Source organism: Paenibacillus sp. J2R1T-4, assembly GCF_059692235.1.
On sequence record NZ_JCAUBA010000001.1, the window covers coordinates 591890 to 618874 of the forward strand.

Sequence of the window (26985 nt, forward strand, 5' to 3'; positions counted from 1 at the left end):
TCCTGAGTTTTAAGCTTTATCAACATTGAAATAACGAGCTTCCGGATGGGCAAACACCATTGCGGTTACCGATGCTTCCGGTTCCATCATGAAGCCCTCCGTCAGCTCAACCCCAATATCCTCGGGCTGCATCAAGCGGAAAAGGGGTTCCTGATCTTCCAGGTTCGGACAAGCCGGATAACCGAAGGATACGCGGATGCCCTGATATCTGGCTCCCCAACGCTGCTGCATGGTTAGTTCAGGAGAATCCGGATATCCCCATACATCGCGCATCATGTGATGGACTCGTTCAGCGAAGCCTTCCGCCATCTCAAGCGCTAACGCCTGCAGAGCGTGTGACCTCAAATAATCGCCCTTATCCTTCCACTCGTTCGCCAAATCGCGCACTCCTTGTCCTGCGGTTACAACAAGGAAGCCTACGTAATCCATTTCCCCGCTATCTACCGAGCGTAAGAAATCGGCCAAGCAAAGGAACGGCTCTACGTCTTGACGCGGGAAGCTGAAGCGGTGAAGCACTTGAGTCTTATCTTTCGGATCGTAAATCACAATGTCATTCCCATCAGATTGCGCCGGAAAGAAGCGGTACATGCCTTGAGCCCGTAATGTGCCTGTGTTCTTGGCTTGTAGGAACAGCTCCTCAATAACTTCTCGCAGATGCACAGCCTTCGGATCCTTGGCTGCAAGCAATTGATCTACCTTGCCTTTCAATCCTAGATGATGGCCAATAAGCGTCTGCAAGTTCACATAAGGGAAAATATGATCAATCGGATAATCACGGAGCACATGACGCTCCAGATCAGGCGGCAAATACACCGGAAGATCGCGCGCTACGGCAGAACGTGTGGCGCGAGTGAGTACCGGGGCTGCTTCGTTCTTCTTGGCGCCGGCTTCCATTACATCGGATTGGATTGCTTCCCTTAATTCCTGAATCATCTTCTGCCGGATATCAACATCGCTAATTTTATTGGCGATATCCAGGCCATCCATTGCATCCTTGGCGTACACAACCAAACCGTCATATTCCGGGGCGATCCGCGTCCTTGTAAATTTGCGAGTAAGAGCAGCGCCTCCAACAAGAATCGGAACATCGATCCCAGCTGACTTCAAATCCTGGGCGGTTATGACCATTTGCTGAGCAGATTTAACTAGCAAGCCCGAGAGACCAATTGCATCAGGCTTCTCCCTGCGATAGGCTTCGATTAGCTGCTCAGGCGGAACCTTAATTCCTAGATTAATAATCTGGTAGCCGTTGTTGGACAGAATGATCTCAACCAGGTTTTTCCCGATATCATGCACATCGCCTTTGACAGTTGCAAGCAGGATTTTCCCTTTAACCGCACTCTCGTTACGCTCCATGAATTGTTCCAGATAGGCTACAGACGCCTTCATTACTTCCGCGCTCTGCAGCACTTCCGCGACAATGAGCTCGTTTCCGTTGAATAATCGTCCTACCTCTTCCATCCCGCGCATAAGCGGTCCGTTAATGACCTCAAGCGGGGAATAAGTTTGCAGGGCGATTTCCAAGTCAGGGATCAAGCCTTCCTTCGTTCCTTCCACTACATAAGAACCAAGACGTTCTTCCAGCGTCAGGTTGCTTATTTTTTCTTTCTTATCTACCTTCTTCTCACGGAAAAAGGCAACAAAATCAGCGAGAGTCTGATCATTCGTATTAAAAATCAAATCTTCTGCAAGTCTTTTCTCCTCATCCGGGATAGAGGCGTAACGCTCCAGCTTCTCCGTATTCACGATGGCGAAGTCCAAGCCAGCCTTTGTACAATGGTACAAATAAACAGAGTTCAGCACTTCCCGTCCAGCAGGTGGTAAACCGAAGGAAATGTTGCTTAGTCCCAGAATTGTCTTCGCTTTGGGGAACACTTCCTTGATCAAGCGAATCCCTTCAATCGTTTCAACAGAGGAACCAATATATTGTGGATCCCCAGAGCCGATTGGGAACATATTCGGATCGAATATAATATCTTCCGGATTGAGACCGTATTTGTCCACCAATAAGTTATAAGACCGTGTGGCAACTTCCAGCTTCGCTTCCCGTGATACCGCTTGTCCCCGCTCATCAATCAAGATCACAACTACCGCAGCTCCATACCGATGGATAAGAGGAAGAATGGCTTGGAACTTCACTTCCCCATCCTCAAGATTAATGGAGTTAATAATCGCTTTCCCTTGGGAATGCTTGAGTCCAAGCTCAATGATATGATCATAAGTGGAATCGATCATTAGCGGAACTTTCACTTTCTTAACGACCAACTGGAGGAAATTCTCCATCGCATAATACTCGTCGATCTCTGTATCCTGCAAGTTGATATCAACGATATAAGCACCGTTCTTCACCTGGGCTCTTGCGATCTCAGATGCTTCCTCGAACTTCCCTTCCATGATGAGCCGCTTGAATTTACGTGAACCGGAAATGTTAGTACGCTCCCCGACCATATAAGGGCGATTCTCGGGCTCAATATACACCGTCTCAATACCTGATACTGCAGCGGGATGGTCACCTGTCTGAGGACGGGGCTTATAGGCTTTCATTGTCTCGGCCATTGCACGAATATGCTCTGGAGTCGTTCCGCAGCATCCGCCTGCAATATTGATCCACCCTTGATCGGCAAACCCGCCCAGCTTCATGGCTAGCGAAGTAGGTGATTCATGGTATTGTCCATTCTCATCCGGTAAGCCCGCATTCGGATAACAACTAACCGCAGTCTTGGCAATCACAGATAAAGATCGGATATGATCCTTCATGAATTCGGGTCCTGTAGCACAGTTAAGACCGATAGAGATCGGCTTCAGGTGCTCCAATGAAATATAGAACGATTCAATACTTTGACCTGCCAGTGTAGTTCCCATTGGTTCAATCGTTCCGGAGATCATTATGGGCAGCTCACGACCCAGTGTCTCAAAAGCTTTGCGGATTCCAATACTGCCTGCCTTTACATTCAACGTATCCTGGGATGTCTCTAGAAGCAGAGCATCGACTTCGCACTCCATCAAGGCAACCGCTTGTTCGTAATAGCTGTCTACCAGCTGCTCGAACGTAACACCGCCTGTTACGGACAATGTCTTCGTTGTGGGTCCCATTGCCCCGGCGACATAACGCGGCCATTCTGGTGTGGAGAATTTCCGGGCTGCATCTACAGCCAGCTTGGCAGCAGCCAGATTAAGCTCCCTTGCGCGCTCAGGAATATCATATTCAGCCAATACAACACTCGTAGATCCGAATGTATTCGTCTCGAGTATGTCTGCACCCGCTTCCAGATACTCCTCATGGATACGTGCAATAACATCCGGACGTGTCACGCATAACAGCTCGTTACACCCGTCGAATTCGGCTCCTCCGAAATCGTCCTCTGACAGATCCGCCTGTTGAATCATCGTACCCATGGCACCGTCAAGAATCATAATTTTATTTTTCAATTGTTCGGCTAGTGCTAGTTTTTCCATTCGAACCTCTCCTTTTTAGCTTTATCTGTATATGTCCTATTACATTTCTAAACAAGTTCATAACGTAAACAAGTCTCATAGTAATTTAACCTTTAGTGTACCAGAATCGGGCAATTTCGGAAAGTTACATAATATACACTTTTCTTATCGGAAATGAAGGTATTATTTATACCGTTCCATCGACATCCACGTGTAGATCGTCTATAATATTTGTTAATGATTATTTATACTAAACCGATTGTGAGGGATTGCAATGGCTGAGATACGCATCCGCAATACGAATGAACGTATACAGAATGAACAACAAGTAAGAGAATTTCTTGAGAATCAAGAAGTATTATACGAGCACTGGGATCCTTCCAAGCTCCCTGCGCATCTTCAAGAGCAATTCATTCTGTCCGATGAAGACAAGGCAGAGATACTGAAAACGTTCGATACAGAAATTCGCGATCTAGCCGGGCGCAGAGGTTACTTGACCTGGGACATTATCGCCCTGTCAGAAGCGACTCCTAATCTGCCTGAGCTCCTTAAGAAATTCGAGCAAGTTCATACGCATACCGAAGATGAAGTTCGCGCTATTACAGCTGGGCGAGGAATATTCATCATTAAAGGCACAGACGATGTCGGCTACTTCGATGTTGAGCTCGGTGCCGGCGATGTTATATCCGTTCCTGAGCACAAGCCTCATTTCTTCACCCTGATGGATAACAAGCAAATTGTCGCGGTCCGGTTATTTATTGAGACTGAGGGCTGGATCGCCCATCCGTTTGCAGACCCTTCCTTCCAAAAAGCGTAAGGATCGCTACTTTCGCACAAAACCCGCTAATCTCTTGGGAGATGGCGGGTTTTATTGGTTCTCTCTTCATCAGGTATTCAAGATCTTGTACAATTGTTCCAAATCATTGATCTCATAGAAAGGCACAATTTCATCGGATCGCTTAACGCCATGACGATTGACCCACACCGATTTCATCCCGATCCTGTTCGCACCCAATATATCTGTTGTCAGCTTGTCTCCAACCATTACACCCTCTTCAGGTGATATCTCGAGCAATTCCAGCGCATGATGGAATATTTTTACCGCAGGCTTCCCTTGTCCGAACGTGCCGGAGATGATGATATGATCGAAATAGGATATCAGTTGGGAAACACCGTCTAACTTCTCCTGCTGCAGATCGGGGGAACCATTGGTAAGCAAAAGCAGTTTGTAATTGCCTTTGAGCGCATCCAATACTCGAAATGTTTCGTCATACACGATCGGCCTGGCTCTGCGTTCGGCTGGAAACATCTCGGCCAGTTGCTTTCCAAGCTCGGAATCGTCCACATTCAAGGCTTTCAGTCCGCGTGTCCATGCTTCTGTGCGATAGCCTGGGGCAAGCTGCTGCAGCTTGCGGAACTCTTCTTGCACACCTTCGGTAAAGTTCGCCCACAACCCTTCGAACGGGTTAATGCCAATTTTCTTCGTGAAAGCAAATGTATCGAAAGATTCGTAAAGCGCTCTCGCTTCCTTGCGAACCGCATCCTCCAGTGCATCAGGATCAAGCCCCGTTACGCGCCCAGCATATTCGCAGGTAGCGCGGAATGCTTCCTTCACACTGCGATCATCCCATAACAGAGTATCATCCAAATCGAACAGTACCGCTCTTATCGCCATGTTTCTCCGCTTCCCCTTTTATCTCTTAATCTAACCCGCTTTGTCCACCGACAAGCCATCTTCTTCATAACGAACTTGATTTTGCTGGGCAAAAGTTTTCAACCGGGCAGCCATCACCGGTATATTGTATAAGTTCTGGAACTTAGTGAATATCCAACGTTTGTTTTTTGCTTTTAAGTTAATGGTTACACTTCCTGGTTGTACTACAATCGATTCGATCTCGTCCGCCTGTAAGTACCGTTCGACGCCCAACTTCTTGGTTGCTACTTGCTTCTTCCCTACCTTCAGATAAGGCTTACGCAAATAATAGATGAAGCCTAATACCAAATAGGCTGCAATCGTCCCCCATAGCAGGGTGTCTGCTTCGTAGAAGGCGATTGAAATTGTAGCAAAAAAGGCAGATACCGCAACGAACAAGGCAGGCAGAAACCAACTGCGTCCATAAATGGCATCCATTTCTTCACCTGTTGTTGCGGAAGTGATCGTCTTCTTCCCTTCCTTCAATCGCTTCTGATTGACTAACTTCTTGTTCTTCTTTACCATACGTGCCCATTGGCGGGACATGCTGACTCCTCCTCTATTCGATCACTCACCTGAATCTGGACGTTTCTTTCCGTCAGGTTCATCTACAAACTCAATATTGTCTAGTTGCGCCCTTAATGATGTGCGAAAGGCTTCAATATACTTTTTGCGAAGCTCGTTACGCTCCTCGATCTCTTCGTCTGTCAATCCTGTCGAATTCGCCTTATGGGCCAGTTCGTTTATACGTGCGATCATTTGTTCGGTAATCATAATCATTATCTCCTTTGAGCCTGTCTTTATATAAGATTATGCATCTTTGGGTCCTTCTTAATTTGACATTAATCGGTTCCCCTTGTCAAGCGAATGCGATTTCTCTGAATTGTATTATACTTTGATTTAATTGGTGCGTACATAATAAATACAAAAGAAGGATGGCAGACTGCCATCCTTCTCCAATATATAGTTCATATTAAGGAAGTACTAATACATCTCCGGCTTGTAAAGCGCTTGAGCTTAGTTGATTAGTACGCTTGAGCTTCTGGATATAGGCGCGAATGTCTTGACCCTTAGGTGCATGCAGCTCTGCAATAGACCACAATGTGTCACCTTCAAGAACTATAATCTTGTGCTTGGAAGATGGATCGTTAACGGATTGAACGGAAGAGGTTGGGACTAGTTGTGAGGAGGCGGCGGAATGTAAGGATGCTGCTTGAACCTCATCAGTCCCTGAGACCGCATGAACGATAATTCCCGTCAAGAAGCTTACTAACATTGCAGCGCAGATTATTAATAAGCGGATTACTTTGATTGATCGGAACGATGACGAAGTCTTAGAAAAGTTGTTATATCTTGAAGTTGAGTGGTTTCGTGCAGATAAAGAATCTCTAGCAGAAACTGAACTGTTATTAGTTGTTGAACAATTGGGTACATATATCATCTCAAATCACTCCCGAACATTTGTTCTTATCTGAGATAATAATATCACGACCAGATACTAGCGTCAACACTTTTTTCGAACGTTTGTTCTCGTGTATTAATTCGCTTGCCGGAATCGATATTAACCAATCTGCTTTGCCTTTCCATTGACAGTCCGAACGGCCAGAATACCGTCCATCCTCAAGCTTCTTGGTTGTTTGCGCTGCAAACAGAATACCTCAAGCATCTTATCGCTGCACTTCCGGATCATGACATGTCGTTGTGTAATGCGCTTCTCACGATCCATATAGATGAGCTCCGCTACTGTTCCTACATACTGCTCTAGATTCAGCATAGTCATTCCTCCACTTTGACCAAGTTAAGAACATTTGTTCTATTTCGTTAGTATATCCAATATACCGAACATATATTCTCATTTCAATAGGGCGATTATGGAAGGTTGACCTTACAGTCATTAAAGTCTAGATTATGAATAGAAGCGTTATTAAGACTTGGTAAAAAGGCATAAAGGAGTAATGTCAGATGTGCGGACGATTTACAATAACGGTTACGCTTGAAGAACTTGTTGTCAGATTCACGATGAACCGGACTTCATTTCCTTTCCATCGCCCCAAATATAACGTAGCTCCTGGTCAAATGATAACGGCTGTTATCCATGACGGGCAAGCCAATCGGATCGGTGAGTTGAAATGGGGACTTGTCCCCTCATGGACTAAGGATGAGAAGATCGGCAGCGGCATTATCAATGCGCGAGCGGAGACATTAATCCAGAAGCCTTCGTATCGAATCCCACTGGAGCGTAAGCGCTGTATTATTCCTGCGGACAGCTTCTATGAATGGAGGAAGAATTCGACGGGCAGAGGAAAGCAGCCTATGCGGATCTTGCTAAAAAGCGGCGGTCTGTTCGGCATGGCTGCATTATATGACACATGGCTAACGCCTGATGGAGGTAAGCTGAGCACATGTGCGATTATTACGACGGAGTCCAATGCTCTGATCGCCCCGATTCATGAACGTATGCCTGTCATCCTTCGACCGGAGGACGAGGACACATGGCTGGATCGGAATAATCACGATTCCCGGAAGCTCCTCACCTTATTAAAACCTTATCCAGCGGACGAAATGAAAGCCTACCGTGTATCTGCAAGTGTCGGTAATGTGAATAATGATTCTGTCGAATGTGTGGAAGAAGTGGAGGATGAGCAGCATTTATTATAAGTAATAATACTAAAAAACCTTGCCAGGACGCTCAAAAAGCGCACACCAGCAAGGTCAACAACTCAACATATGAACATGGCGAACATTCGTTCGATCATTTATCGAAACATTCCCCATAGCTTAATTAAATGGAACGTATTATTTGGATCAATCTTCGTATCAATGACGAAACTCACCACTTGCTCCGATTTTTTAGTAGTTAGCGATTCATTCAATACCTTAGATAGCTGAGCAACCAACTGTCTGACTCTGACCTTATCCTGTAAATCGTACTTGGTGACCCCGTCAAGAATCGCCCTTACACGCTCTTTCACTTGCGGGTTTTTCAACTTCAGCTTGACTCGCTCTACTAGTTCCCGTTCAATGCCATACTTTTGATAGCTCATGCTTCCACCTCCGGAAAACGATCATTTTCCATTGTATGCGGCATTCGCCCATTTCGTGTCATCAAAAGTCCTTCAGTCTAATTCTTCTCGTTGCTCGTTAATCCAATGTCTCCCCTTCTAACACTTGCTCGCGGCGCAAAAACTCTCTTAACGTCAAATATGCAGCGCTTGTCCAGAAGTCTTCTCTCGCTACAAGCTTAGCCGTGTCGTCTCTGGCCAATTCCATCGTTTCGAAATCACTCATCAGATCCGCTACACGAAACTCTGGCATTCCGCTCTGCTTTGTCCCGAAGAAATCACCCGGACCTCTTAGCTCCAAATCACGCCGAGCAATCTCGAAGCCGTCATTAGTCTCCGTCATCACACGCATTCGTTCCTTCGCCGTCTCGTTCTTAGGGTCAGCGATGAGCACACAGTAAGACTGATGTTCTCCTCGGCCAACCCGTCCCCGCAGCTGATGCAGCTGCGACAAGCCGAATCGAACAGCATCATAAATCACCATAAGCGTAGCATTCGGAACATCGACCCCAACCTCGATAACGGTGGTAGCCACCAGCACCTGCACCTTATTCTCACCGAAGTCTCTCATCACATCGTCTTTCTCCGCGGTCGTTAATCGTCCATGCAGCAACCCGACACTGAATTTAGGGAATGCTTGCCGCATCTGTGCATGTACATCGAGCGCATTTTGCACATCAAGCTTGTCCGATTCTTCGATTAGCGGGCAAATGACATATACTTGACGTTCTTGCTCCACTTCCTTGCGAATGAACCCGAGCACACGTTCAAGCATCTCGTGACCAACCGCGTAAGTTTTGATCGACTTCCGTCCCTTGGGCAACTCACGTAGTGTGGACACATCCAAGTCCCCGAATGCAGTGATAGCGAGTGTACGAGGGATCGGGGTAGCTGTCATGGTCAGAACGTCCGGATTTAACCCTTTACGCCTAAGTATACTGCGCTGATTGACCCCAAATCTGTGCTGCTCATCGGTAACGACTAGGCCTAAGCTTCGGAACATTACGTCCTCTTGAATTAGCGCATGTGTACCGACGACAACATCAATTATTCCCATATGTAGTGAAGCGATCACTTCTCGCCTCTGACGATCCGTTAAGCTCCCGGTTAGCAATCCGACTTGCAATCCATATGGAGAGAACAAACGTTCCAATGATCGATTGTGCTGCTCTGCGAGGATTTCCGTAGGCACCATTAACGCACCTTGCCCGCCAGCCTTTACAACTGCGAACAGCGCTGCTGCGGCAACAACCGTCTTCCCAGCGCCAACATCACCTTGTAAGAGCCGGTTCATGGCATAAGGCTGTTTCAGGTCGTGTAAAATTTCTGCAATGACATTTTTTTGCGATTCGGTTAAGGTGAAGGGCAGCCCTCTTACGAACTGTCTTACATCTTCATTATCAAATTGATGTGCCACTCCGTCCGTTCGTTTTCGTTGGATGGCGCGAAAAGCATGCATCTTCAGCTGAAAAAAGAACAGCTCTTCATAAACCATCCGCCGCCTCGCCTCTTGTCCCGCTTCTATTTCTTCAGGATGATGCAGAGCGTGAACAGCTAATCGTCGAGCCATGAAGCCATAAGAGTTGACGATCTCTTGAGGCAATACTTCAGGAATCATCGTTTCATACTGCGTTAGCGCCTGTCCAATCACCTTGCGCATCCACGCCTGGGTTAACGCGCCACCCACGGAATAGACAGGTTGCAGAGTGCCAGACCTCGCAGTGGCAGCACCAGGAAATTCTGACTCTGACACGGTTAGCTGTTTGCGTCCTTGATCCCATTTGCCGGTTAACACAATAGCTTGCCCTGCTATGAGCTTCTCCTTCAGAAAAGGACGATTAAACCAGACTGCCGTCACGATTTGAGACCCGCATAATACTCGAATCGAGAGCCTCGATTTACTGCGTCCATAACGTTGAAGGACCGGTTCGCTATACAGACTTCCTTCTACCGTTACCTTTTCCCCGTCACTAACGTCTGCCAACTCACGGATGCGATAATCCTCATATCGGAACGGAAAATACTCGATCAGTTGCCCGACCGAGTTAATTCCGAACGCTGCCAGCTCTTTGGCCTTGGGCTGGCTAATTCCTCGCACCTGCGTGAGCGGCAGCACATTCAAATCCATTCCGAATGTGCTCTGTCTGTTCATTCTGCTCGAGTTACGAACACGGCCAACGCACCGGGACCGGTATGAGTTCCTACTACGGGGCCAATCGTCGTGAAATTCGTATGAATAATATTCAACTGTCCTTGGAGCTGCTCGGCGAATTCTTGCGCCGATTCGGATGCTTTCGCTTGAGCGACAGTTGCCACTATCTCCGAGTCTCCGAACTCTTCTTTTAATAATTCAATAATGCGAGCAATAGCCTTCTTCTGACCGCGCACTTTATCTACTGGTGCTACTTGACCTTCTCCATCAATTGTCAAGATCGGTTTAATGTTAAGCAATGAGCCAAGCACAGCCGACGCTTTGCCGATTCGACCACCCTTTTGCAAGTATTCCAACGTATCGACCAGAAAATAAATCTTAGTCCCAGCACGCAGCTTTTGAACAAGTTCCACGATCTCCGTCTTGCTCTTGCCTTCCTGAGCAGCCTTAGCCGCTGCAACAACAAGCATCCCGATCCCATACGAAGCCGACTTGGAATCAATAACTGTCACATCAAGCTGCTCGTCCAATAATGACTTCGCGAGTACTGCCGATTGATAAGTTCCGCTCATAGCGGCTGACAGTGTAATGGCAATGACTGCCTCATCTGAAGCAGCTGCTTCATCAGCGCCCTTATAGGCCTCTAAGAAATCCACCGGTGAAGGTTGGGAGGTTGTTGGCAGCTTAGAGGCGGCAGCTAGCTTCTCGTAGAACTGCTCTGCCTGGATCGTTACAGCATCATAATACGTCTCTGTTTCGAAATGAACCTTAAGCGGCACCATCTCGATGCCGTACTCCTTACGGACCGACTCAGGAATATCTGCCGTACTGTCGGTTAAGATCCGAATGTTAGCCATCTGCAGTTCCCCCATTCGAATTCATCTTCATGGATTCATATCCATTTCTGTCCCTGTTACTCCACAGCAAATATATAATAATAAAGCGGTTGTCCGCCATGATGTACTTCTACCTCGGCATTCGGATATTCCTGTCCTAGCCAGTCCACAAGTTCATTCGTCGTATCTGTCTCTGCGTCTTCGCCAGCCAGGATGGTGATGATCTCCCCGCCCTCGGATGCCATAGAATCCAGAAGTGCCTGGCATGTTTGCCCTAGGTTCGGTGTCGAAGTTACAATTTTGTTATTGTGAATGCCTAAGTAGTCCCCTTGCTTAATATCCAACCCGTCGATCTGGGAATCACGCACAGCATATGTCACTTGTCCGGATTGCACGCCCGCAATCGCTTTGAGCATAGCATCTGTATTCTTCCCGGTATCTGCTTGATCCTGAAAAGCAAGCAATGCAGACATTCCTTGCGGAATCGTCTTAGAAGGGATTACGATGACTTCCTTGTCAACCAGATCCTTCGCTTGCTGAGCAGCCATTATAATATTCGAATTGTTCGGGAGGACGAACACGGTTCGCGCCGAAACTTGCTGTACGGCGTTAACGATATCTTCCGTGCTAGGATTCATCGTCTGTCCGCCTGAAAGAACAACATCTGCCCCGAGGCTTTCGAGAATCGCAGCGATTCCTCCACCCATAGATACAGCAACGAAGCCAAAAGGAACATCGGAGCTGCTTGAGGCAGAATCATCTGTGTTTGCAATCAAAGCTGTTGCCTGTGAAGCTTGCAGAGCTCCTCCAGTGGAAGTCCCTGAACGGTAAGAGTCTTGTCCATGTCGCGATGCTTCTTTCACATCTGCATCTTCCACAAGCAGATGCGTATGCTGCTCACGCATGTTCTCAATCTTTATTTTAATCAGATCTCCATAACGTTGAGCTAGCGTTAGCACATCACCAGGCAATTCAGCATGCAGATGCACCTTGACCAGATCATCATCCGCTACAACAAGCACAGAATCTCCATGCTTTTCTAACTCAGTACGGAATCCTAGTTCATCAAAAACCCATTCCGCAGACTTGCCTTCCACGAGTTGAATCATAAATTCGGTGCAATAGCCGAACTCAATGTCCTCTGTAGATAACTGCGCTTGTGCGCTGCGGGGCATATGAACAGCTTTATTGTGCAGAGTCGAAGCAGGCTTCTGGATCGATTCAGCAGCAGTGTTATTGTTGGTACCAGGGGTATAGATAGAAGTGGAAGGCTGTAAGCTTCCTTTTCCCTGTAAAGAGGCTACGAACCCTTCATATATGCATACAAGACCTTGTCCACCTGCATCTACTACTCCAACTTGCTTCAATACAGGAAGCTGATCCGGCGTCTTGGCTAGTGCTTCCTTCGCTTTGGACAAAACTTCAATCATCAATCCTAACACATCGATATTGCGCCTTGCGATTACCGCAGCATGCTTGGCTGCTTCCTTAGCCACCGTAAGAATCGTTCCCTCAACGGGCTTAACGACTGCCTTATAGGCCGTATCCACCCCGTTCTGAAGACCCGCTGCCAATTGCGCAGCATTGATCTCTCCTTGGTCAGCAATCGACTTCGCCAAGCCTCGGAACAATTGGGATAAGATTACTCCAGAATTCCCGCGGGCACCCATAAGAAGACCCTTCGAGAGCGCCTCGGCGGATTTACCGATATGAGATGAAGTTTTTTTCTTAAGTTCCTCCACTCCTGAAGTCAAGGTCAAATTCATGTTAGTACCGGTATCTCCGTCCGGGACAGGAAACACATTTAACGCATTGACCATGCTTACATTCGCGTTTAAATTCTCTGCCCCGAGGATTACCATCTGGGTGAAATCAGACCCGTTAATCAAATTAAAGCGCTTACTCAAGAAAAATTCCCCTTCCTATTGCGATACTCGGACACCCTGAACAATTATATTTACGAAATCGACGCGTAGTCCGACTACTTCATTCATAACGTATTTGACCTTCGACTGCACATTATGCGCAACTTCCGAAATCTTGGTCCCATAACTGACCACAATATGAAGGTCGATATGTACGTGCTCTTGCTCGGTGCGCACTTCAACACCGCGGCTCAAATTCTCACGCCCCAGAAGTTCGGCAATACCGTCCTTCAGTTGTTTGCGTGAAGCCATGCCAACAAGACCATAACAATCCAGAGCCGCTGAACCAGCTAACACGGCAATCACATCATTCGAAATGTGCACATTCCCCAAGTCACTCTTGATTTGCATCGGCATGACCATCCTTCCTTACGATGTTAGCTATTTTCATTTTACTATAATCGACCTAAGAAATAAATGCAACTGATGCATCTCTTTTCATTGACTATCTGAAAGCGGTTATGCTATTATATTAAAGTATGTTTTCGGAATATTATCAGCAGTACTTGAAGTTACGGTTAGGAGGTGTTTTAATATGTCCCGCAAATGCTTTATTACAGGAAAAGGCCCTCACCAAGGCAACAACGTTTCCCATGCTAACAACAAAACCAAGCGCACTTGGGGAGTGAACGTACAAAAGGTACGCATCCTCGTGGACGGTAAACCGAAGCGCGTGTATGTGAGCACTCGTGCTCTAAAGTCCGGCAAACTCGTTCGCGTGTAATTATGCTAACAGTTTCACCGTACCATGCATAGACAAAAAGCACCTTCCTTGGAGGTGCTTTTTTTGCGCTTTAATCCCTTGCTCACCACGGAGCGCGGAACTCTTTTTTAAGTATGCTGGTTATCAATTGGACGGCAACACAATCCTATGTTGGAGTTAGTTTTTGCTGAAGGAACCTAGAATGGCTTTCACGAAACCGCCCAAAAATTTCGGTAGCTTGATCGTATAAAATTTCACCTCTACCCCTCCTTAAGCATTTACGAAGTATTTTCACCTCATAAGCAAAATCTTACCCTTCCATCGAAACGCACTTCGTAAACATCATTTATTCCATCCTATTCAGGATGACGGGCAAATGTGCCTGCCCACAAAATAAAAATAACTACATAGCTTAGGGGCTTGTAGTTATTAGTATGCCTTATAATGCGCAAACATGTCTTCACGGACCATCTATTCCATTTCGAGGCCAGGAGGCTCCAGGTTAATGATCGGGATTTTACCTACAATTACATAGACAACGGTCAAAATGAAATAAAATAAGATAGCCACAACAACGAAGTTAATTCGCATCCATTTGGACTCGTAGGTTTTGAAAAAATAAATACCGATAAACAACGCACCCAAAGAGTAAATATATCGGAAAATAGAAAAGTCACTCCAAGAGAAGATTAACAAAAGATGGCCGGCCAAGAAACTCCATAGCAGCAGCCATAATGTTTTGATCATGATTGATTCGACTCCTCTTTGCCCCGTATTCTCATCATTGCTTCTTTGCGATCCGTTGTTCCGAATACCGCATTGCCGGCCACCAGCACGTTCGCACCAGCTTGGGTCGCCTCACGCGCCGTCTCCGCATTGATACCGCCGTCAACCTCTAAATACACATGCGACAGACCGCGTTCCTCGAGAATAGTACGTAACGCCGCAATTTTGCGTGTCATCGACGGGATGTACTTCTGACCGCCGAATCCCGGATTAACCGTCATTAGTAAAACTAATTCTACATCATGGAGGATATAGTCGAGCGCAGATAGAGGTGTAGCGGGGTTAAGCACGACGCCAGCCTTCACCCCTTGTGCATGAATATGCTGAATCGTCCGGTGCAAATGAGGGCATGTCTCTGCGTGAACGGAAATATAATCCGCTCCGGCTTGTGCGAACGCTTCGATATAGGCATCTGGGTTCGAGATCATTAAATGGACATCCAGCGGAAGCTTCGTGTGGGGCCGAATGGCTTGAACCACAAGGGGCCCAAGTGTAATATTCGGCACAAAATGTCCATCCATGACGTCCACGTGAAGCCAATCTGCCCCACCTTGCTCAACATCGCGAATCTCATCCCCAAGACGGGAGAAATCTGCGGATAGTATCGATGGAGCCAAGTACACCATAGTTTAGTACCTCCGTTTCCTCTCCTTCATTTCAATCAGAAATGAGCTGTAATGCTGATAACGGCTAGCTGCTATATTACCCTTCTCCAGGGCATCCAGCACCATGCAGCCAGGCTCCTGTTGATGCAGGCAGCCTCGGAATTTACAGCCCCCGCTAATCCTGCGCATCTCAGGGAAACATGCAGACAGCTCCTCCGGTTCAAGCTGCAAGAAATCGAGTTGGCTGAATCCAGGCGTGTCCGCAACGAACCCGCCGCCGGCTAGCGGGAACAATTCCACATGACGGGTCGTATGCTTCCCTCTGCCGAGCTTCATACTGATCGCGTCCGTCTCCAGCTTCAAGCCCGGAACGACTACATTGAGTAAAGAGGACTTGCCTACGCCCGATTGCCCTGAGAATACACTGATGCGTCCCGACAAGACGGTCCGGACCGCGTCCAGGCCTTCTCCAGTTATAGAGCTTGTAATAATAACTTGATAGCCGATTTTCTCATATAATTGTTTGGCCTGCTCCAGGTTCATATCTGTAGTAACAATCGTCTCCTCCAATTGAGCAAGCAGATCAAGCTTCGTCAAACAAATAACCGTCTCAAGACCGGCACGTTCGGTATGAACAAGAAACTTATCCAGCAGCTGCAGATTCAAACTCGGCTCTATTGTCGAGAACAGCAGTACTGCCATATTCACATTCGCTATGGGGGGACGGATAAGCTCGGTAGATCGAGGCAAGATCTCATCGACCATGCCCTCCCCATTCTCAGTCCGCTCATACAGAACACGATCCCCTACTAGCGGGGAAATACCTTTTTTCTTGAAAATACCTCTCGCTCTACACTGAACAGACTCCGAATTAGCCTCTTCCGGCTGAACATAATAATAACCGCTTAATGCCTTGACTATTAATCCTTCTGGCATTAACTTCGGCCCCCTGTACCACTTGGTGTAGGGCTAGGTGAAGGCGTTTTGGATCCGGATGGAGTTGCGCTTGGTTTGGGTGTTCCGGATGGAGTTGGTGTTGGCGTTACCGACCCCGTCGGAGCGGGACTTCCAGTTCCACCTGTTACCGGCTTGTAAGGTACGGTCTCCATATCAATTCGATTGCCATCTACGAAATATTGGATAGTACCGTCTTTTTCAGGTGACAGCACGAGGTTAACATCAAATGACTGAGCATCCGTTATTTTACGAGAACCCCAATCAATATTGTCGCCGCGAGCATCACTGAACACGATCTTGACTGTGCTTTCCTTGCCTTTGACTGCTGGAGAGATTGTCCTCGACTTCGTTACTTCCTTCGCCTCAGGTGGATATCCACTACTGACGAAAATTTTGATCTCTTGGCCCTTGCTTACCAAATCCTTGTTCTTGAACGGGAATTGGTCAAACACCTTGCCTTTGGGCTGCTTATAAGTGGGCGCTTTCTCTACAATCGGCTTGAGATCTAATGTCGTAGCTTTCGAGGTTGCTTCAATCTCCGTCAAACCAGACAAGTCTTCCATCACGAACTGTTCACGGCCTTTACTGATCGTTAGTTTGATCTGAACCGTCTTCGGATCGAATTCTTCATTCACTGCAGGAAGTTGTTTAATAATGGTGCCAGGCTCCTCCGCCCCGAATATTTCTTCAGGCGTTACCTGGGTTGGATTAATGCCTAGACGAACAAGCTCGGTCTTCAATATATCGTTGTATTTCTCGCCCTCCCATTTGGGCATTTTCAGTTTCTCTGCACCCAGGCTTACATATAGGACGACTTCGTTTTTAACCTTTACGCGCATAGGAGGCGGATTTTGTGAGATTACTATATCCTTGGCTACATCTTTATTGACTTCCTGAACGATCTTTGTCTTCAAATCCAGGTCATGAAGTTTTTTCTCCGCGTCAACGACGTTCATCGACACTACGTTGGGAATATCTACTTCAGGTACGGTGATCATAGCCTTCACCGCGCCAACTGCATACCATAAACCTAATAGCACAAGTAAAATGACGATTCCCCAAATGGTCGGTTTGATCCACCGCTTTTTACGCTTAGATGTTTCACCATCGCCGCTTTCGGATGAACCGCTTGAACGGTCACTCCGTTTATACATGTCTCCTTTGATGGCAGGCAATACACGAGTCTTCTCGTCATCATCCTCATCGCCGGCAAAGATGATCTTGGGTTCGTTACGGCGCTCAGGCAGCAAGCAGGTCTCCAGATCCTTAAGCATTTCTTTGGCAGACTGGTAGCGTTCGTCCTGATTTTTGCGCATCGACTTCAGAATCATGTTCTCCACACTTTGCGGAATAAGCGGATTCACCTTGCGGGGATCCTCTACATTTTCCTGCAAATGCTTCAATGCGACACTAATCGGACTTTCGCCTGAGAAAGGAAGCTTGGCTGTCAACATCTGATACAATACGATCCCGAGAGAATAAATATCTGATTTGGCCCCGGTCGACGTACCTTTTGCATGTTCAGGCGAGAAATAGTGCACAGAACCAACCACCGAGCCGGTCTGTGTGAGCTGAGAAGAGTCCGCGGCACGGGCAATACCGAAATCTGTAACTTTAACCCGTCCGTTCTTCCCCATTAATATATTATGAGGTTTAATATCCCTATGGATGATTTGGTTATGATGGGCATGGTCTAACGCATCGCAAATTTGACTAGCAATCCGAATCGCATCTTCCACCTGCATAGGTGCTTTTTCAATAATGACATCATTGAGTGTCTTACCTTCAACGTACTCCATCACGATATAATGGATTTCATCCTCTTGGCCCACATCATAGATACTGACCACATTAGGATGCGACAGGGACGCGGCAGCTTGCGCCTCACGGCGAAAACGGCGTATGAACTCTTCATCGTGCACGTATTGCTGGCGAAGCACCTTGACCGCAACTTTCCGATTCAACAGGATATCATGGCCTTTGTATACCAATGCCATGCCGCCTCCGCCAATCCGCTCTAAGATCTCATAGCGTCCTCCCAACACGTGACCGATCATTCATCAACCCCCCTGTCTTTCGTGGATTTGTTCAGTTCTTTATTCTCAAGCAATACAACGGTTATGTTATCGTCTCCGCCTGCGTCTAAGGCAAGTCGGACGAGTTCGTCTGCTTTCCATTCCAAATCCTTATCTTGACCTAACACTTGCTCCATAACAGAATCCTTTACAAGTCCGCTCAACCCGTCACTGCATAACATCAATATATCCCCCTGTTGCCAGGAGAGCTGCATCACATCGACTTCTGCCTGTTTCTCTGTACCCAAAGCACGAGTAAGCACATTACGACGGGGATGGGTGCCCGCCTCTGCAGGAGTAATCTGTCCTGTTCTAATTAACTCATTTACAAGAGAATGATCTTCTGTCACTTGATGCAGCGCGCTAACTCCCTTGGCTTTGTCCTTAAGGCTTGCTTTCCATAAATATGCTCGGCTGTCGCCAATATGACCAATAGCCATATCCTTGCTAGAGGCCAGTGTAGCTACTACAGTCGTTCCCATTCCATAGAATCGCTGCTGATTCGAGGCAAACTCAAAGACCGTCTCATTGGCATGAACGATCGCTCTTCGAATCGCTTGCGGCCGAGTTGCTTCGTCCCATACGTTATGTAGACTAAGCAAGTGCGATTGAATCAAATCAACCGCCATCTTGCTAGCAATTTCTCCTGCTTGGTGTCCTCCCATACCGTCAGCCACAATGGCGAGGGTGAAGCCGTTTAAACCGTTATGGACGGCTGCACGATCTTCATTAATTAAACGGACCTTCCCAATCTCCGTTCGATAGGCCGTTAGCATAGTTCTCACTTCACCCCTGACTCCAAATGCTTCGCGCGCAGCTGACCGCATGCGGCCGCTATGTCGCTTCCATGCTCCCTGCGTATTGTAGCAGGAATTTTGTGTTTCTCAAGAATACGTTGAAACCCGAATATATCGTTGCGATCCGTACGTTTGAAATCCCGCTCCAATACAAAGTTGACCGGAATCAGGTTGACGTGACATAACGGAAGCATTTCTTTCAGCACAGTTCCAAGCTCTTCCGCGTGTTCGGGCTTATCGTTGACATCCCCCATTAGCGCGTATTCAAAGGTAATCCGACGGCCTGTCTTATTTAAGTAATACTTACAAGCATCGACCAAGTCTTGAAACGGGTATCTGCGGTTAACCGGCATCAGCTTAGAGCGAAGTTCATCATTAGGCGCATGGATGGAGATCGCCAGATTAATCTGCGTTCCTGCATCCGCAAAGCGGTAAATGTTCGGAACAATTCCACTCGTAGAAACGGTTATATGCCGTTGGCCGATGTTCAGACCTTTCTCGTGTATCATAATGCCCAGAAATTTCATCATCGCGTCATAATTCTCGAACGGCTCGCCAATTCCCATTATTACGATACTGCTGACCCGTTCGCCTTTAGCATCGAGCGTCTGCTGCGCCTTCACAACTTGGGCCACGATTTCACCAGCGGACAAGTTACGCTTTAGTCCACCGAGGGTCGATGCACAGAACGTACAACCGATCCGACAACCAACTTGTGTTGTTACACATACGCTGTTGCCGTAATTATGTTTCATCACGACCGTCTCAATCGCATTCTTGTCTTGAAGCTCAAACAAGAATTTGACGGTTCCGTCCTTGGACTCCTGCTTCGCGATTTCTGTCATCGAGACGAATTCGAACTGACGGGCAAGCTTATCACGCAAGTCGCGGGACAAGTTAGACATCTCTTCGAATGTCGTTACACGCTTTACATACAGCCAGTCGAATATTTGTCCTGCACGAAAAACCGGTTCGCCGTTGTCCTTCACCCAAGCTTGCCAATCTTCAAGGGTGTAGTCATACACAAACGGTTTCTCCGGTATATGGGGAGCAAGCGGTTTTAATGGCTTCAATCTTTGTTCTTCACTCATCTAATCACTACCCGTAGTTAGTTTCTATTCTTGTACAAAATCGCTGAATATCTTTCTTAGTTTATCATAGTTTACGGAATAGCTAAAGTTAATCGGCTTTGCGGCGCATCCTTGCTATGAAGAACCCGTCTGAACCGTAATCACATGGCAAAATAGTTATCATCCCAAGACTGCTGCCCGGGAGATGAGAAAGGGCTTCAGGCATAGCATCTAATACAAAATCAGGATGCGTCTGAAGGAAGTGATTCACTGTCTGCTCGTTCTCTTCTGACATAAGGGTGCAAGTACTGTACACCATTACACCGCCGTGAGCTACGAGTTGGCTGGCACTTTCAAGAAGCTCATTCTGTAATATGGAGACCGAATGTACCTCTTCTTGTTGCTTGCTCCATTTCAGATCAGGCTTACGCCGAAGCACGCCAAGACCAGAGCAAGGAGCGTCCAGCAATACATAATCGAAGGAGGCTTGCGCGAATCGCTGCGGCAGCTCCCGCGCGTCTGCGGTAAGTGTCTCAATGCAGTGCAGACCGAGTCGCTGAGCTTGTTCTTCTATTAGCAATCGTTTATGCTCGTGTGCATCAACTGCGATGATTTGTCCGCGGTCCTGCATGCGTTCAGCCATATGAGCGGTCTTGCCGCCAGGTGCCGCACAGCAATCCAACACCCGCATGCCTGGACCAGGATTAACAGCCTCAGCAACGAGCATCGAGCTCTCATCTTGTATGGATACAAGTCCCTCCTTGTACAAGGATGTAAAGGCTATGTTGCCGACATTCTCTGCAATGATCCCAGCAGGTGCCAGTTTGGAGGGACGAACTGAGATCCCTTCATCCGATAATTGTTGTAACAATTGATCGCGGTTGCTTCGTTGCCTATTAACCCGGATGCTGACATTCGGTGCTTCGTTATTAGCTGCACAAATGCGTTCCGCGATCTCTTCGCCGAAGCGGGTTATCCAAGCAGACACCATCCACTGCGGATGCGAATGAGTCAACGCAATCCGTTCAACTGGGGGAAGTCCAGCAGGTATAACCAGCTCGTTCCGGTGGCGAAGGACATTGCGAAGCACACCGTTCACCATGCCAGAAATCCCGCTATGCCCTTTGCGCTTAGCCAAATTAACTGCCTCGTTCACAACGGCATGTTCCGGAATCCGATCCAAATAAAGGATTTGATACAAACTCATTCTCAGCAAGCTGCGCACCCAAGGCTCAAGCTTTTGCACACCTTTGGCCACGAATCTGGACAACAAATAATCAAGTGTATTCTGACGCTGGATCGTACCGTATACGAGCTCGGTCACAAGTGAAGTATCTGCTCTTTCTAACGGGTGCTTCAGCAAGGTTTGATTCAACAGCAAGTTGCTGTAAGCCTGCTCCTGCTCAACCCGGGTAAGAATCTCCATTGCGAGCTCGCGAGCGGTCTTAGGTCTGGTAGAATTATTATTACTTGGTTTACCCGTATTGCCCGATTTTGCTTGTGTTCCCTGCTTAGCGGAGTTTGCGGCCGTCCCCGGATTATTCAAACGTTTCGTTGAGTTAGTCTTGCTTGAGTCCGTCGTACGATTCATTCCTTGTTCCCTTCTGATGAAGCTGCGGCCGATTCCGCACCTAGTATAGTTCCTGCCGGAATCATCAAGCCTCGGCGCAACTCGGCTACTTCCATCGCTTTCTTGCCAGCCGGTTGAACTCTTGTAAGCCATATCGTGCCAGATCCCGTCTGAACCTCAATGCCCGCGTCCGTCATCTGGAGCACCGTACCAGGCTGATTGTGATTCAAGCTGGCTTTTACCCCGCTTGACTCATTCGAATCAGGCTTTTGACATGTCCATACTTTGAATATTTGGCCCTCATAAGTCGTAAAAGCACCCGGATCAGGATTCAAGCCGCGAATATGGTTGAACAGCTCAAGAGAGGTTCGCTCCCATTGAATCCGTTCATCCTCGCGGCTGATGTTCGATGCATAAGTAGCTTCCTCGTTCTTTTGGGGTACAGCTTGCAGGTCACCTGCTAACAGAGCAGGAAGTGTACGCTTAAGCAGATCCGCGCCTGCGTAGCTAAGCTTCTCAAACATCGAGCCTGTCGTATCGTCATCACCAATCGGCACTTCAACACGGCTAATCATATCGCCGGTATCGAGTCCTGCCGCCATGTACATAATCGTAACCCCGGTAACAGACTCACCCTTCATAATGGCATGGTGAATGGGTGCTCCTCCGCGGTATTTGGGAAGCAAGGACGCATGGACATTTATACAACCGTGCTGCGGAAGCGCAAGCACGGCTTTGGATAATAGCTGCCCATATGCGGCTGTGACAATAAGATCCGGCTGCAGAGCGGCAAGCTCTTGGACGCTGGCAGGGTCTCTCAGCTTTGCAGGCTGCAGGACAGGAATTCCATGAATAAGGGCTTCTGCTTTGACCGGCGTAGGCGCAAGCTCACGTTTGCGTCCCTTAGGACGATCGGGCTGCGTAACAACGCCAACCACATTATATCCTTCACGTAATAATGTCTGAAGAGAAGGAACAGCGAATTCAGGCGTCCCCATGAACACTATGTTCATCCGCCTCACTCCTCGTCATTTCCTTTGCGATCCGCACTGCTGTATACGCTTTGCGCAAGATCCGTGAATAAAACCCCGTTCAAATGATCCAGTTCATGTTGGAACGCTCTAGCCAGAAGCTCCGACCCCGTGTACTCGATTGGCTCCCCATTGCGATCCTGCCCTCTCACCGTAACAGTAAGAGAACGGTTCACATCACCAGTAAGTCCCGGGATACTTAGGCAACCTTCCGGACCGAATTGCTCGCCTTCTTTATGAACAAGCTCCGGATTGACCATCTCGATCAGACCGTTATCATCGCCAACGTCAATCACGATTACACGCTTAAGGATGCCGATTTGGGGTGCAGCCAAACCTACTCCTTCTGCGTCATACATAGTATCTGCCATATCATCTAATAATTTATGCAGGTTGGAATTGAATTTCGTTACTTGAATGGCTTTTTCTCTTAATACCGGATCCGGTTCTTTTACAATGATACGTATGGCCATTTCAACACTCCCTTTCACTCTTTCATTTACATCAATACTTGAGGATTTACGTCCACACTAATAAGCAGCTTCTGTTGACGGACTTGCTCTTCAAAAGCATTCGCCGCTTCACTAATCATGCCTGACGCATCTAGATCTCCCCGATATTTTACCATGCATTGAAATCGATATCTATCCTTGATTCGAGCAATTGGTGAAGCAATCGGACCCAATAGCTCGAACTCATACCCTTTTTTGCCATTGTGAGGATTGCGGCTCCATCTTTCTCGTAATGCAGCCGCAAAAGACTCCCCAACACGAACCAATAACGGAACTTGTTCATGCGAAAATGTAATAAGGATCAAATTATAAAAAGGCGGGTACCCGCGTTCGCGCCGAGCATTCAGCTCTTCTCGGAGAAATGAACCATAATCATGATGGCTGGCATGCTGGATGCTGTAGTGCTCAGGAGTATAAGTCTGAATGAACACTTCACCAGGCAAATGATGCCTCCCTGCGCGTCCCGCCACTTGGGTTAGCAGCTGGAACGTTTTCTCCGCGGCACGGAAATCTGGCAAATTAAGCACCGTGTCCGCAGCGATAACGCCAACTAACGTTACATCTGGAAAATCAAGCCCTTTGGCAACCATCTGAGTTCCTAACAGCACATCAGCCTGCTTATTGCGGAACCGAGTCAGCAGCTTCTCGTGGGACCCTTTCTCCGACGTTGTATCCACGTCCATCCGAATCACTCGGATACCTGGAAACAGCTTGCCAAGCTCCTCTTCCACCCGCTGTGTTCCTGTGCCAAAGTAACGAATATGCTCGCTCTCGCAGCTCGGACAAGTGCTTGGCTCAGGCTCACTAAGCCCGCAGTAATGGCAACGCATCGTCCGGGATACTTGATGGTAGGTCATAGCAATATCGCAATGAGGGCATTGCACCACGAACCCACATGATCTGCACATGACGAAGGTAGAGTAACCTCTCCGATTCAACAGAAGGACAATCTGTTCTTTCTTGTGTAACCGTTCTTCGATCGCTTTATACAAGGGTCGGCTGAACATAGAACGATTGCCGCCGCGGAGCTCTTCGCGAAGATCGACGATATGAACCTCCGGCAGCGGGCGACCTTCCACACGGGCATCCATGCGAAGCAGCTCAAAAGGGGGTTTGTCCCTAGCAAGCGCTTCTCCTTGGAAGGATTCACTTGCATATAAAGTCCTATAATAGCTTTCAAGAGAAGGGGTAGCTGAACCAAGAACGACAGCAGCACCGTGACTAACCGCTCTTGCAATTGCAACATCACGCGCATGATATTTGGGACTCTCTTCTTGCTTATAAGAGGATTCGTGCTCTTCATCTATGATAATTAATCCGATATGAGTAAATGGCGCAAAAACGGCGGATCGCGCTCCAATCGCCACCTTCACCTGCTTCAAGCCGATCTTTCGCCATTCGTCGTAACGCTCGCCTGTGGATAATCTGCTGTGTAATACAGCTACCAAATCTCCGAATCTCCCCTTGAATCGTTCCACCATCTGAGGGGTCAACGATATCTCGGGGACTAGCACAATCGCTTCCCGTCCTTGATCCAGACACTGTTGAATCGATTGTAAATACACTTCTGTCTTTCCGCTTCCCGTTACGCCATGCAGCAGAAACACCTTATGCTCCTGATTAGATAACGTCTCTGAGAGGGGCACAAACGCTTGACGCTGGATATCCGTTAAGGGCAAAGGCTCGGTCGGCACGAAGTGGCGACCCGCATACGGATCGCGGAATACTTCCACCTCCTGTATGTCGAGCCAACCTTTGTCCGCCAAGCTCTTTACCGTACCGGCGCTAATCCCAAGCTGTGACAACAGTTCAGAAAGCCTGACAGGTTCAGGATGATCCATAAAATACTTGAGTACATCCTGCTGCCGCTTCGCTCCGGAGCTAAGCCCAGCTACAGCTTGCTCGAGTGAATCTCGGTCTACCAAAGAATGAACCGTTAACGCCTTTTTGGTCCCCATCTGATCTTTGACCGTCTGGACCTCGCTGAGCTTACCTTCCATCAAAAGCTGCTTAAGTAACTTACTCTGCTCCGGAAACCGCTGCAGAAGAGATTCTGTCTTAACTTGACCTTTGCTGCGAATGTATGTAAGCAGCTCTTCCTCCAGAGGGTCTGTCAAAGCGAGAGACAAGGTGCCATCGGCCAACGATTCGCTGCTCACCTCTGATGAGGCTGGATCCGATGTTGCTGTTATCACCTTCTCATATTTGGCTTTCAGCGCCCTCGGAATCATAGCTTGCAGCGCTGTTACTTCATGACAAATGTAAGCACGGCTCATCCACCCGGCTAGCTCCACCAATTCTTCAGTAAGCGGTGGGACCAGATCCATAACCTCTTGAATGGCCTTAATTTTATTCGGAGGCGTATCGGTATAATCGGATAACCCGACAACGAAGCCTTGGACATTCCTTGGGCCAAACGGAACACCTACTCGACTGCCAATCTGCACCCAATCCATTAATTCCACGGGTATGACATAGTCGTAAGGTCTGCTTGTCTGTTTTGTAGGCACATCAACAATGACATGTGCGTACATCAGCGATCACTCCCAGAAGTAAGCTGTGATTCACGAGCTGCTAATCTGGCAGCGGCCAGCTCTAATAACTCGCGTGCAACCTCACGCTTGCCCATGAGCGGAAGCGAACGAACAAGTCCAGCTTCATCGTATAACTTTACTAGATTCGTGTCTGTGCCAAAGCCCGCGCCTGCAACCGTTACATCATTTAATACGAGCAAGTCGCTTTTCTTGCGGCGCACCTTATCCATTGCATAATGCTCACCGTCATTGGTCTCTGCAGCAAAACCGATGATGAACTGCTTCTTTTTGTTCTCACCCAGCCACTGCAGAATATCAGGATTTTTCACCAAAGTCAGCGTCAAGGAATCTTCCTTTTTCTTAATCTTTCTGTCGGCCGCTTCAACTGGACGGTAATCTGCTACTGCTGCTGCTTTCACAATAATATCCATATCCTCGAAACGGGACTGTACAGCCTCCAACATGTCTAATGTAGAAATGACGTCTACTACCTCTACACCTGCAGGCGGCTCTACAGACGTTTTGGCGCGTACTAATGTAACCCGGGCTCCCATGTCTCTTGCCGCCTCCGCAATAGCGAAGCCCATCTTACCTGACGAGTCGTTCGAAATATAACGGACCGGATCGATCCGCTCAAGCGTTCCGCCAGCGGTTACTAGCACTCTGCGGCCTGCCAAATCTCGTCTGGGATGTAACATCCGTTCTATAACGGTCATCATCTCTTCAGGTTCTGGCAACCGGCCTTTTCCGACATAGCCGCAAGCTAACTGCCCTTCACCGGGTTCGACGAAGAATACACCGCGTTCCCGCAGTATCTCCATATTGGCCTGAACGGCAGGATGCGCATACATATGCACATTCATAGCGGGAGCGACAAGAACTGGAGCAGTGGTAGCGAGCAGCGTCGTGCTTAGCATATCATCCGCTAGTCCATGTGCCATCTTAGCAAGCATATTCGCCGTTGCAGGAGCCACAACGATCAGGTCAGCGGAGTCGGCCAGATTAATATGGGAAACTACAGATGCATCCTTCTCATCGAACGTATCTACAATAACATCATGCCGTGACAAAGTCTGAAACGTGAGAGGGGCAACGAATTTCGTAGCGGATTCCGTCATAATGACACGCACGTCTGCTCCCGTCTGGGCAAGCTTGCTGCATAAAGCAGCAGCCTTGAAACAGGCGATCCCCCCCGTAACCCCCAGTACAACCGTCTTCCCTTTCCACATATCGTTTCCCCCT

The 26985-nt window shown here is 47.9% G+C and carries 26 protein-coding genes; 3 read left to right on the top strand and 23 right to left on the bottom strand.

The window, feature by feature from the left end:
* Positions 1 to 9: 9 nt before the first annotated feature.
* Positions 10 to 3456 (bottom strand): methionine synthase, encoded by a 3447-nt coding sequence (metH, locus tag AC58QD_RS02920; protein WP_497329805.1) that lies wholly within the window; start codon positions 3454 to 3456, stop codon positions 10 to 12.
* Positions 3457 to 3709: 253 nt separating this feature from the next.
* On the opposite strand from metH, the gene AC58QD_RS02925 reads away from it, so the two are divergent.
* A complete protein-coding gene (locus AC58QD_RS02925) occupies positions 3710 to 4252 on the top strand; it encodes an acireductone dioxygenase (RefSeq protein WP_497329807.1) in 543 nt (180 codons plus the stop codon).
* A 69-nt stretch (positions 4253 to 4321) separates the two neighbouring features.
* Here the strand turns inward: AC58QD_RS02925 and AC58QD_RS02930 are convergent, their stop codons facing one another.
* From AC58QD_RS02930 to AC58QD_RS02950, 5 genes are all read right to left on the bottom strand, one after another.
* Positions 4322 to 5110: an HAD family hydrolase gene (locus AC58QD_RS02930; protein ID WP_497329809.1), complete on the bottom strand. Its 789-nt coding sequence runs from the start codon at positions 5108 to 5110 to the stop codon at positions 4322 to 4324.
* Between the two features lie 30 nt (positions 5111 to 5140).
* Positions 5141 to 5674 (bottom strand): hypothetical protein, encoded by a 534-nt coding sequence (locus tag AC58QD_RS02935; protein WP_497329811.1) that lies wholly within the window; start codon positions 5672 to 5674, stop codon positions 5141 to 5143.
* A gap of 21 nt (positions 5675 to 5695) precedes the next feature.
* Entirely contained in the window at positions 5696 to 5902 is a 207-nt protein-coding gene (locus tag AC58QD_RS02940; protein ID WP_497329813.1) for a DUF896 domain-containing protein, read from the bottom strand.
* A gap of 199 nt (positions 5903 to 6101) precedes the next feature.
* The gene (locus AC58QD_RS02945) at positions 6102 to 6404 is read right to left on the bottom strand and encodes a LysM peptidoglycan-binding domain-containing protein (RefSeq protein WP_497329815.1); all 303 of its coding nucleotides are present in this window, start codon (positions 6402 to 6404) and stop codon (positions 6102 to 6104) included.
* A 285-nt stretch (positions 6405 to 6689) separates the two neighbouring features.
* A complete protein-coding gene (locus AC58QD_RS02950; RefSeq protein ID WP_497329817.1) occupies positions 6690 to 6902 on the bottom strand; it encodes a hypothetical protein in 213 nt (70 codons plus the stop codon).
* A gap of 188 nt (positions 6903 to 7090) precedes the next feature.
* Between AC58QD_RS02950 and AC58QD_RS02955 the strand changes: the two genes are divergently transcribed.
* A complete protein-coding gene (locus AC58QD_RS02955) occupies positions 7091 to 7786 on the top strand; it encodes an SOS response-associated peptidase (protein ID WP_497329819.1) in 696 nt (231 codons plus the stop codon).
* A gap of 98 nt (positions 7787 to 7884) precedes the next feature.
* Here AC58QD_RS02955 and AC58QD_RS02960 read toward each other — a convergent pair whose 3' ends face one another.
* The 5 genes from AC58QD_RS02960 to AC58QD_RS02980 all read right to left on the bottom strand — a co-directional run bounded on the left by AC58QD_RS02960 (position 7885) and on the right by AC58QD_RS02980 (position 13460).
* A complete protein-coding gene (locus AC58QD_RS02960; protein WP_497329821.1) occupies positions 7885 to 8172 on the bottom strand; it encodes a stage VI sporulation protein F in 288 nt (95 codons plus the stop codon).
* A 97-nt stretch (positions 8173 to 8269) separates the two neighbouring features.
* Positions 8270 to 10318, bottom strand: a complete 2049-nt coding sequence (recG, locus tag AC58QD_RS02965; protein ID WP_497330072.1) for an ATP-dependent DNA helicase RecG — start codon at positions 10316 to 10318, stop codon at positions 8270 to 8272.
* A 20-nt stretch (positions 10319 to 10338) separates the two neighbouring features.
* Entirely contained in the window at positions 10339 to 11199 is an 861-nt protein-coding gene (locus AC58QD_RS02970; protein WP_497329823.1) for a DegV family protein, read from the bottom strand.
* Positions 11200 to 11255: 56 nt separating this feature from the next.
* Positions 11256 to 13085 carry a DAK2 domain-containing protein gene (locus AC58QD_RS02975; protein ID WP_497329825.1) on the bottom strand — a complete coding sequence of 610 codons (1830 nt, stop codon included), beginning with the start codon at positions 13083 to 13085 and terminating at the stop codon, positions 11256 to 11258.
* Positions 13086 to 13100: 15 nt separating this feature from the next.
* Complete coding sequence (locus AC58QD_RS02980) at positions 13101 to 13460, bottom strand: Asp23/Gls24 family envelope stress response protein (RefSeq protein ID WP_497329827.1); 360 nt, start codon at positions 13458 to 13460, stop codon at positions 13101 to 13103.
* Between the two features lie 178 nt (positions 13461 to 13638).
* On the opposite strand from AC58QD_RS02980, the gene rpmB reads away from it, so the two are divergent.
* A complete protein-coding gene (rpmB, locus tag AC58QD_RS02985; RefSeq protein WP_477541947.1) occupies positions 13639 to 13827 on the top strand; it encodes a 50S ribosomal protein L28 in 189 nt (62 codons plus the stop codon).
* 156 nt (positions 13828 to 13983) lie between these two features.
* Here rpmB and spoVM read toward each other — a convergent pair whose 3' ends face one another.
* The 12 genes from spoVM to coaBC form a co-directional block, all read right to left on the bottom strand.
* Entirely contained in the window at positions 13984 to 14064 is an 81-nt protein-coding gene (gene spoVM, locus AC58QD_RS02990) for a stage V sporulation protein SpoVM (protein WP_127584398.1), read from the bottom strand.
* Between the two features lie 213 nt (positions 14065 to 14277).
* Entirely contained in the window at positions 14278 to 14553 is a 276-nt protein-coding gene (locus tag AC58QD_RS02995; RefSeq protein ID WP_497329829.1) for a hypothetical protein, read from the bottom strand.
* Positions 14550 to 15218 (bottom strand): ribulose-phosphate 3-epimerase, encoded by a 669-nt coding sequence (gene rpe / locus AC58QD_RS03000; RefSeq protein ID WP_497329831.1) that lies wholly within the window; start codon positions 15216 to 15218, stop codon positions 14550 to 14552. Before rpe ends, AC58QD_RS02995 begins: the two co-directional genes overlap by 4 nt.
* A 3-nt stretch (positions 15219 to 15221) precedes the next feature.
* Positions 15222 to 16133, bottom strand: coding sequence for a ribosome small subunit-dependent GTPase A (gene rsgA / locus AC58QD_RS03005; RefSeq protein ID WP_497329833.1), 912 nt, complete (start codon positions 16131 to 16133; stop codon positions 15222 to 15224).
* The gene (gene pknB, locus AC58QD_RS03010) at positions 16133 to 18211 is read right to left on the bottom strand and encodes a Stk1 family PASTA domain-containing Ser/Thr kinase (protein WP_497329835.1); all 2079 of its coding nucleotides are present in this window, start codon (positions 18209 to 18211) and stop codon (positions 16133 to 16135) included. Before pknB ends, rsgA begins: the two co-directional genes overlap by 1 nt.
* Positions 18208 to 19005 carry a Stp1/IreP family PP2C-type Ser/Thr phosphatase gene (locus AC58QD_RS03015; RefSeq protein ID WP_497330074.1) on the bottom strand — a complete coding sequence of 266 codons (798 nt, stop codon included), beginning with the start codon at positions 19003 to 19005 and terminating at the stop codon, positions 18208 to 18210. The genes pknB and AC58QD_RS03015 overlap by 4 nt, the downstream gene beginning before the upstream one ends.
* Positions 19006 to 19010: 5 nt before the next feature.
* Complete coding sequence (rlmN, locus tag AC58QD_RS03020; protein ID WP_497329837.1) at positions 19011 to 20117, bottom strand: dual-specificity RNA methyltransferase RlmN; 1107 nt, start codon at positions 20115 to 20117, stop codon at positions 19011 to 19013.
* An 88-nt stretch (positions 20118 to 20205) separates the two neighbouring features.
* Complete coding sequence (gene rsmB / locus AC58QD_RS03025; RefSeq protein WP_497329839.1) at positions 20206 to 21687, bottom strand: 16S rRNA (cytosine(967)-C(5))-methyltransferase RsmB; 1482 nt, start codon at positions 21685 to 21687, stop codon at positions 20206 to 20208.
* Positions 21684 to 22679 (bottom strand): methionyl-tRNA formyltransferase, encoded by a 996-nt coding sequence (gene fmt, locus AC58QD_RS03030; RefSeq protein WP_497329841.1) that lies wholly within the window; start codon positions 22677 to 22679, stop codon positions 21684 to 21686. Before fmt ends, rsmB begins: the two co-directional genes overlap by 4 nt.
* A 5-nt stretch (positions 22680 to 22684) precedes the next feature.
* Entirely contained in the window at positions 22685 to 23170 is a 486-nt protein-coding gene (gene def, locus AC58QD_RS03035) for a peptide deformylase (protein ID WP_497329843.1), read from the bottom strand.
* 26 nt (positions 23171 to 23196) lie between these two features.
* Positions 23197 to 25743, bottom strand: coding sequence for a primosomal protein N' (gene priA, locus AC58QD_RS03040; protein ID WP_497329845.1), 2547 nt, complete (start codon positions 25741 to 25743; stop codon positions 23197 to 23199).
* Complete coding sequence (gene coaBC / locus AC58QD_RS03045; RefSeq protein ID WP_497329847.1) at positions 25743 to 26972, bottom strand: bifunctional phosphopantothenoylcysteine decarboxylase/phosphopantothenate--cysteine ligase CoaBC; 1230 nt, start codon at positions 26970 to 26972, stop codon at positions 25743 to 25745. Before coaBC ends, priA begins: the two co-directional genes overlap by 1 nt.
* Positions 26973 to 26985 lie beyond the last annotated feature (13 nt).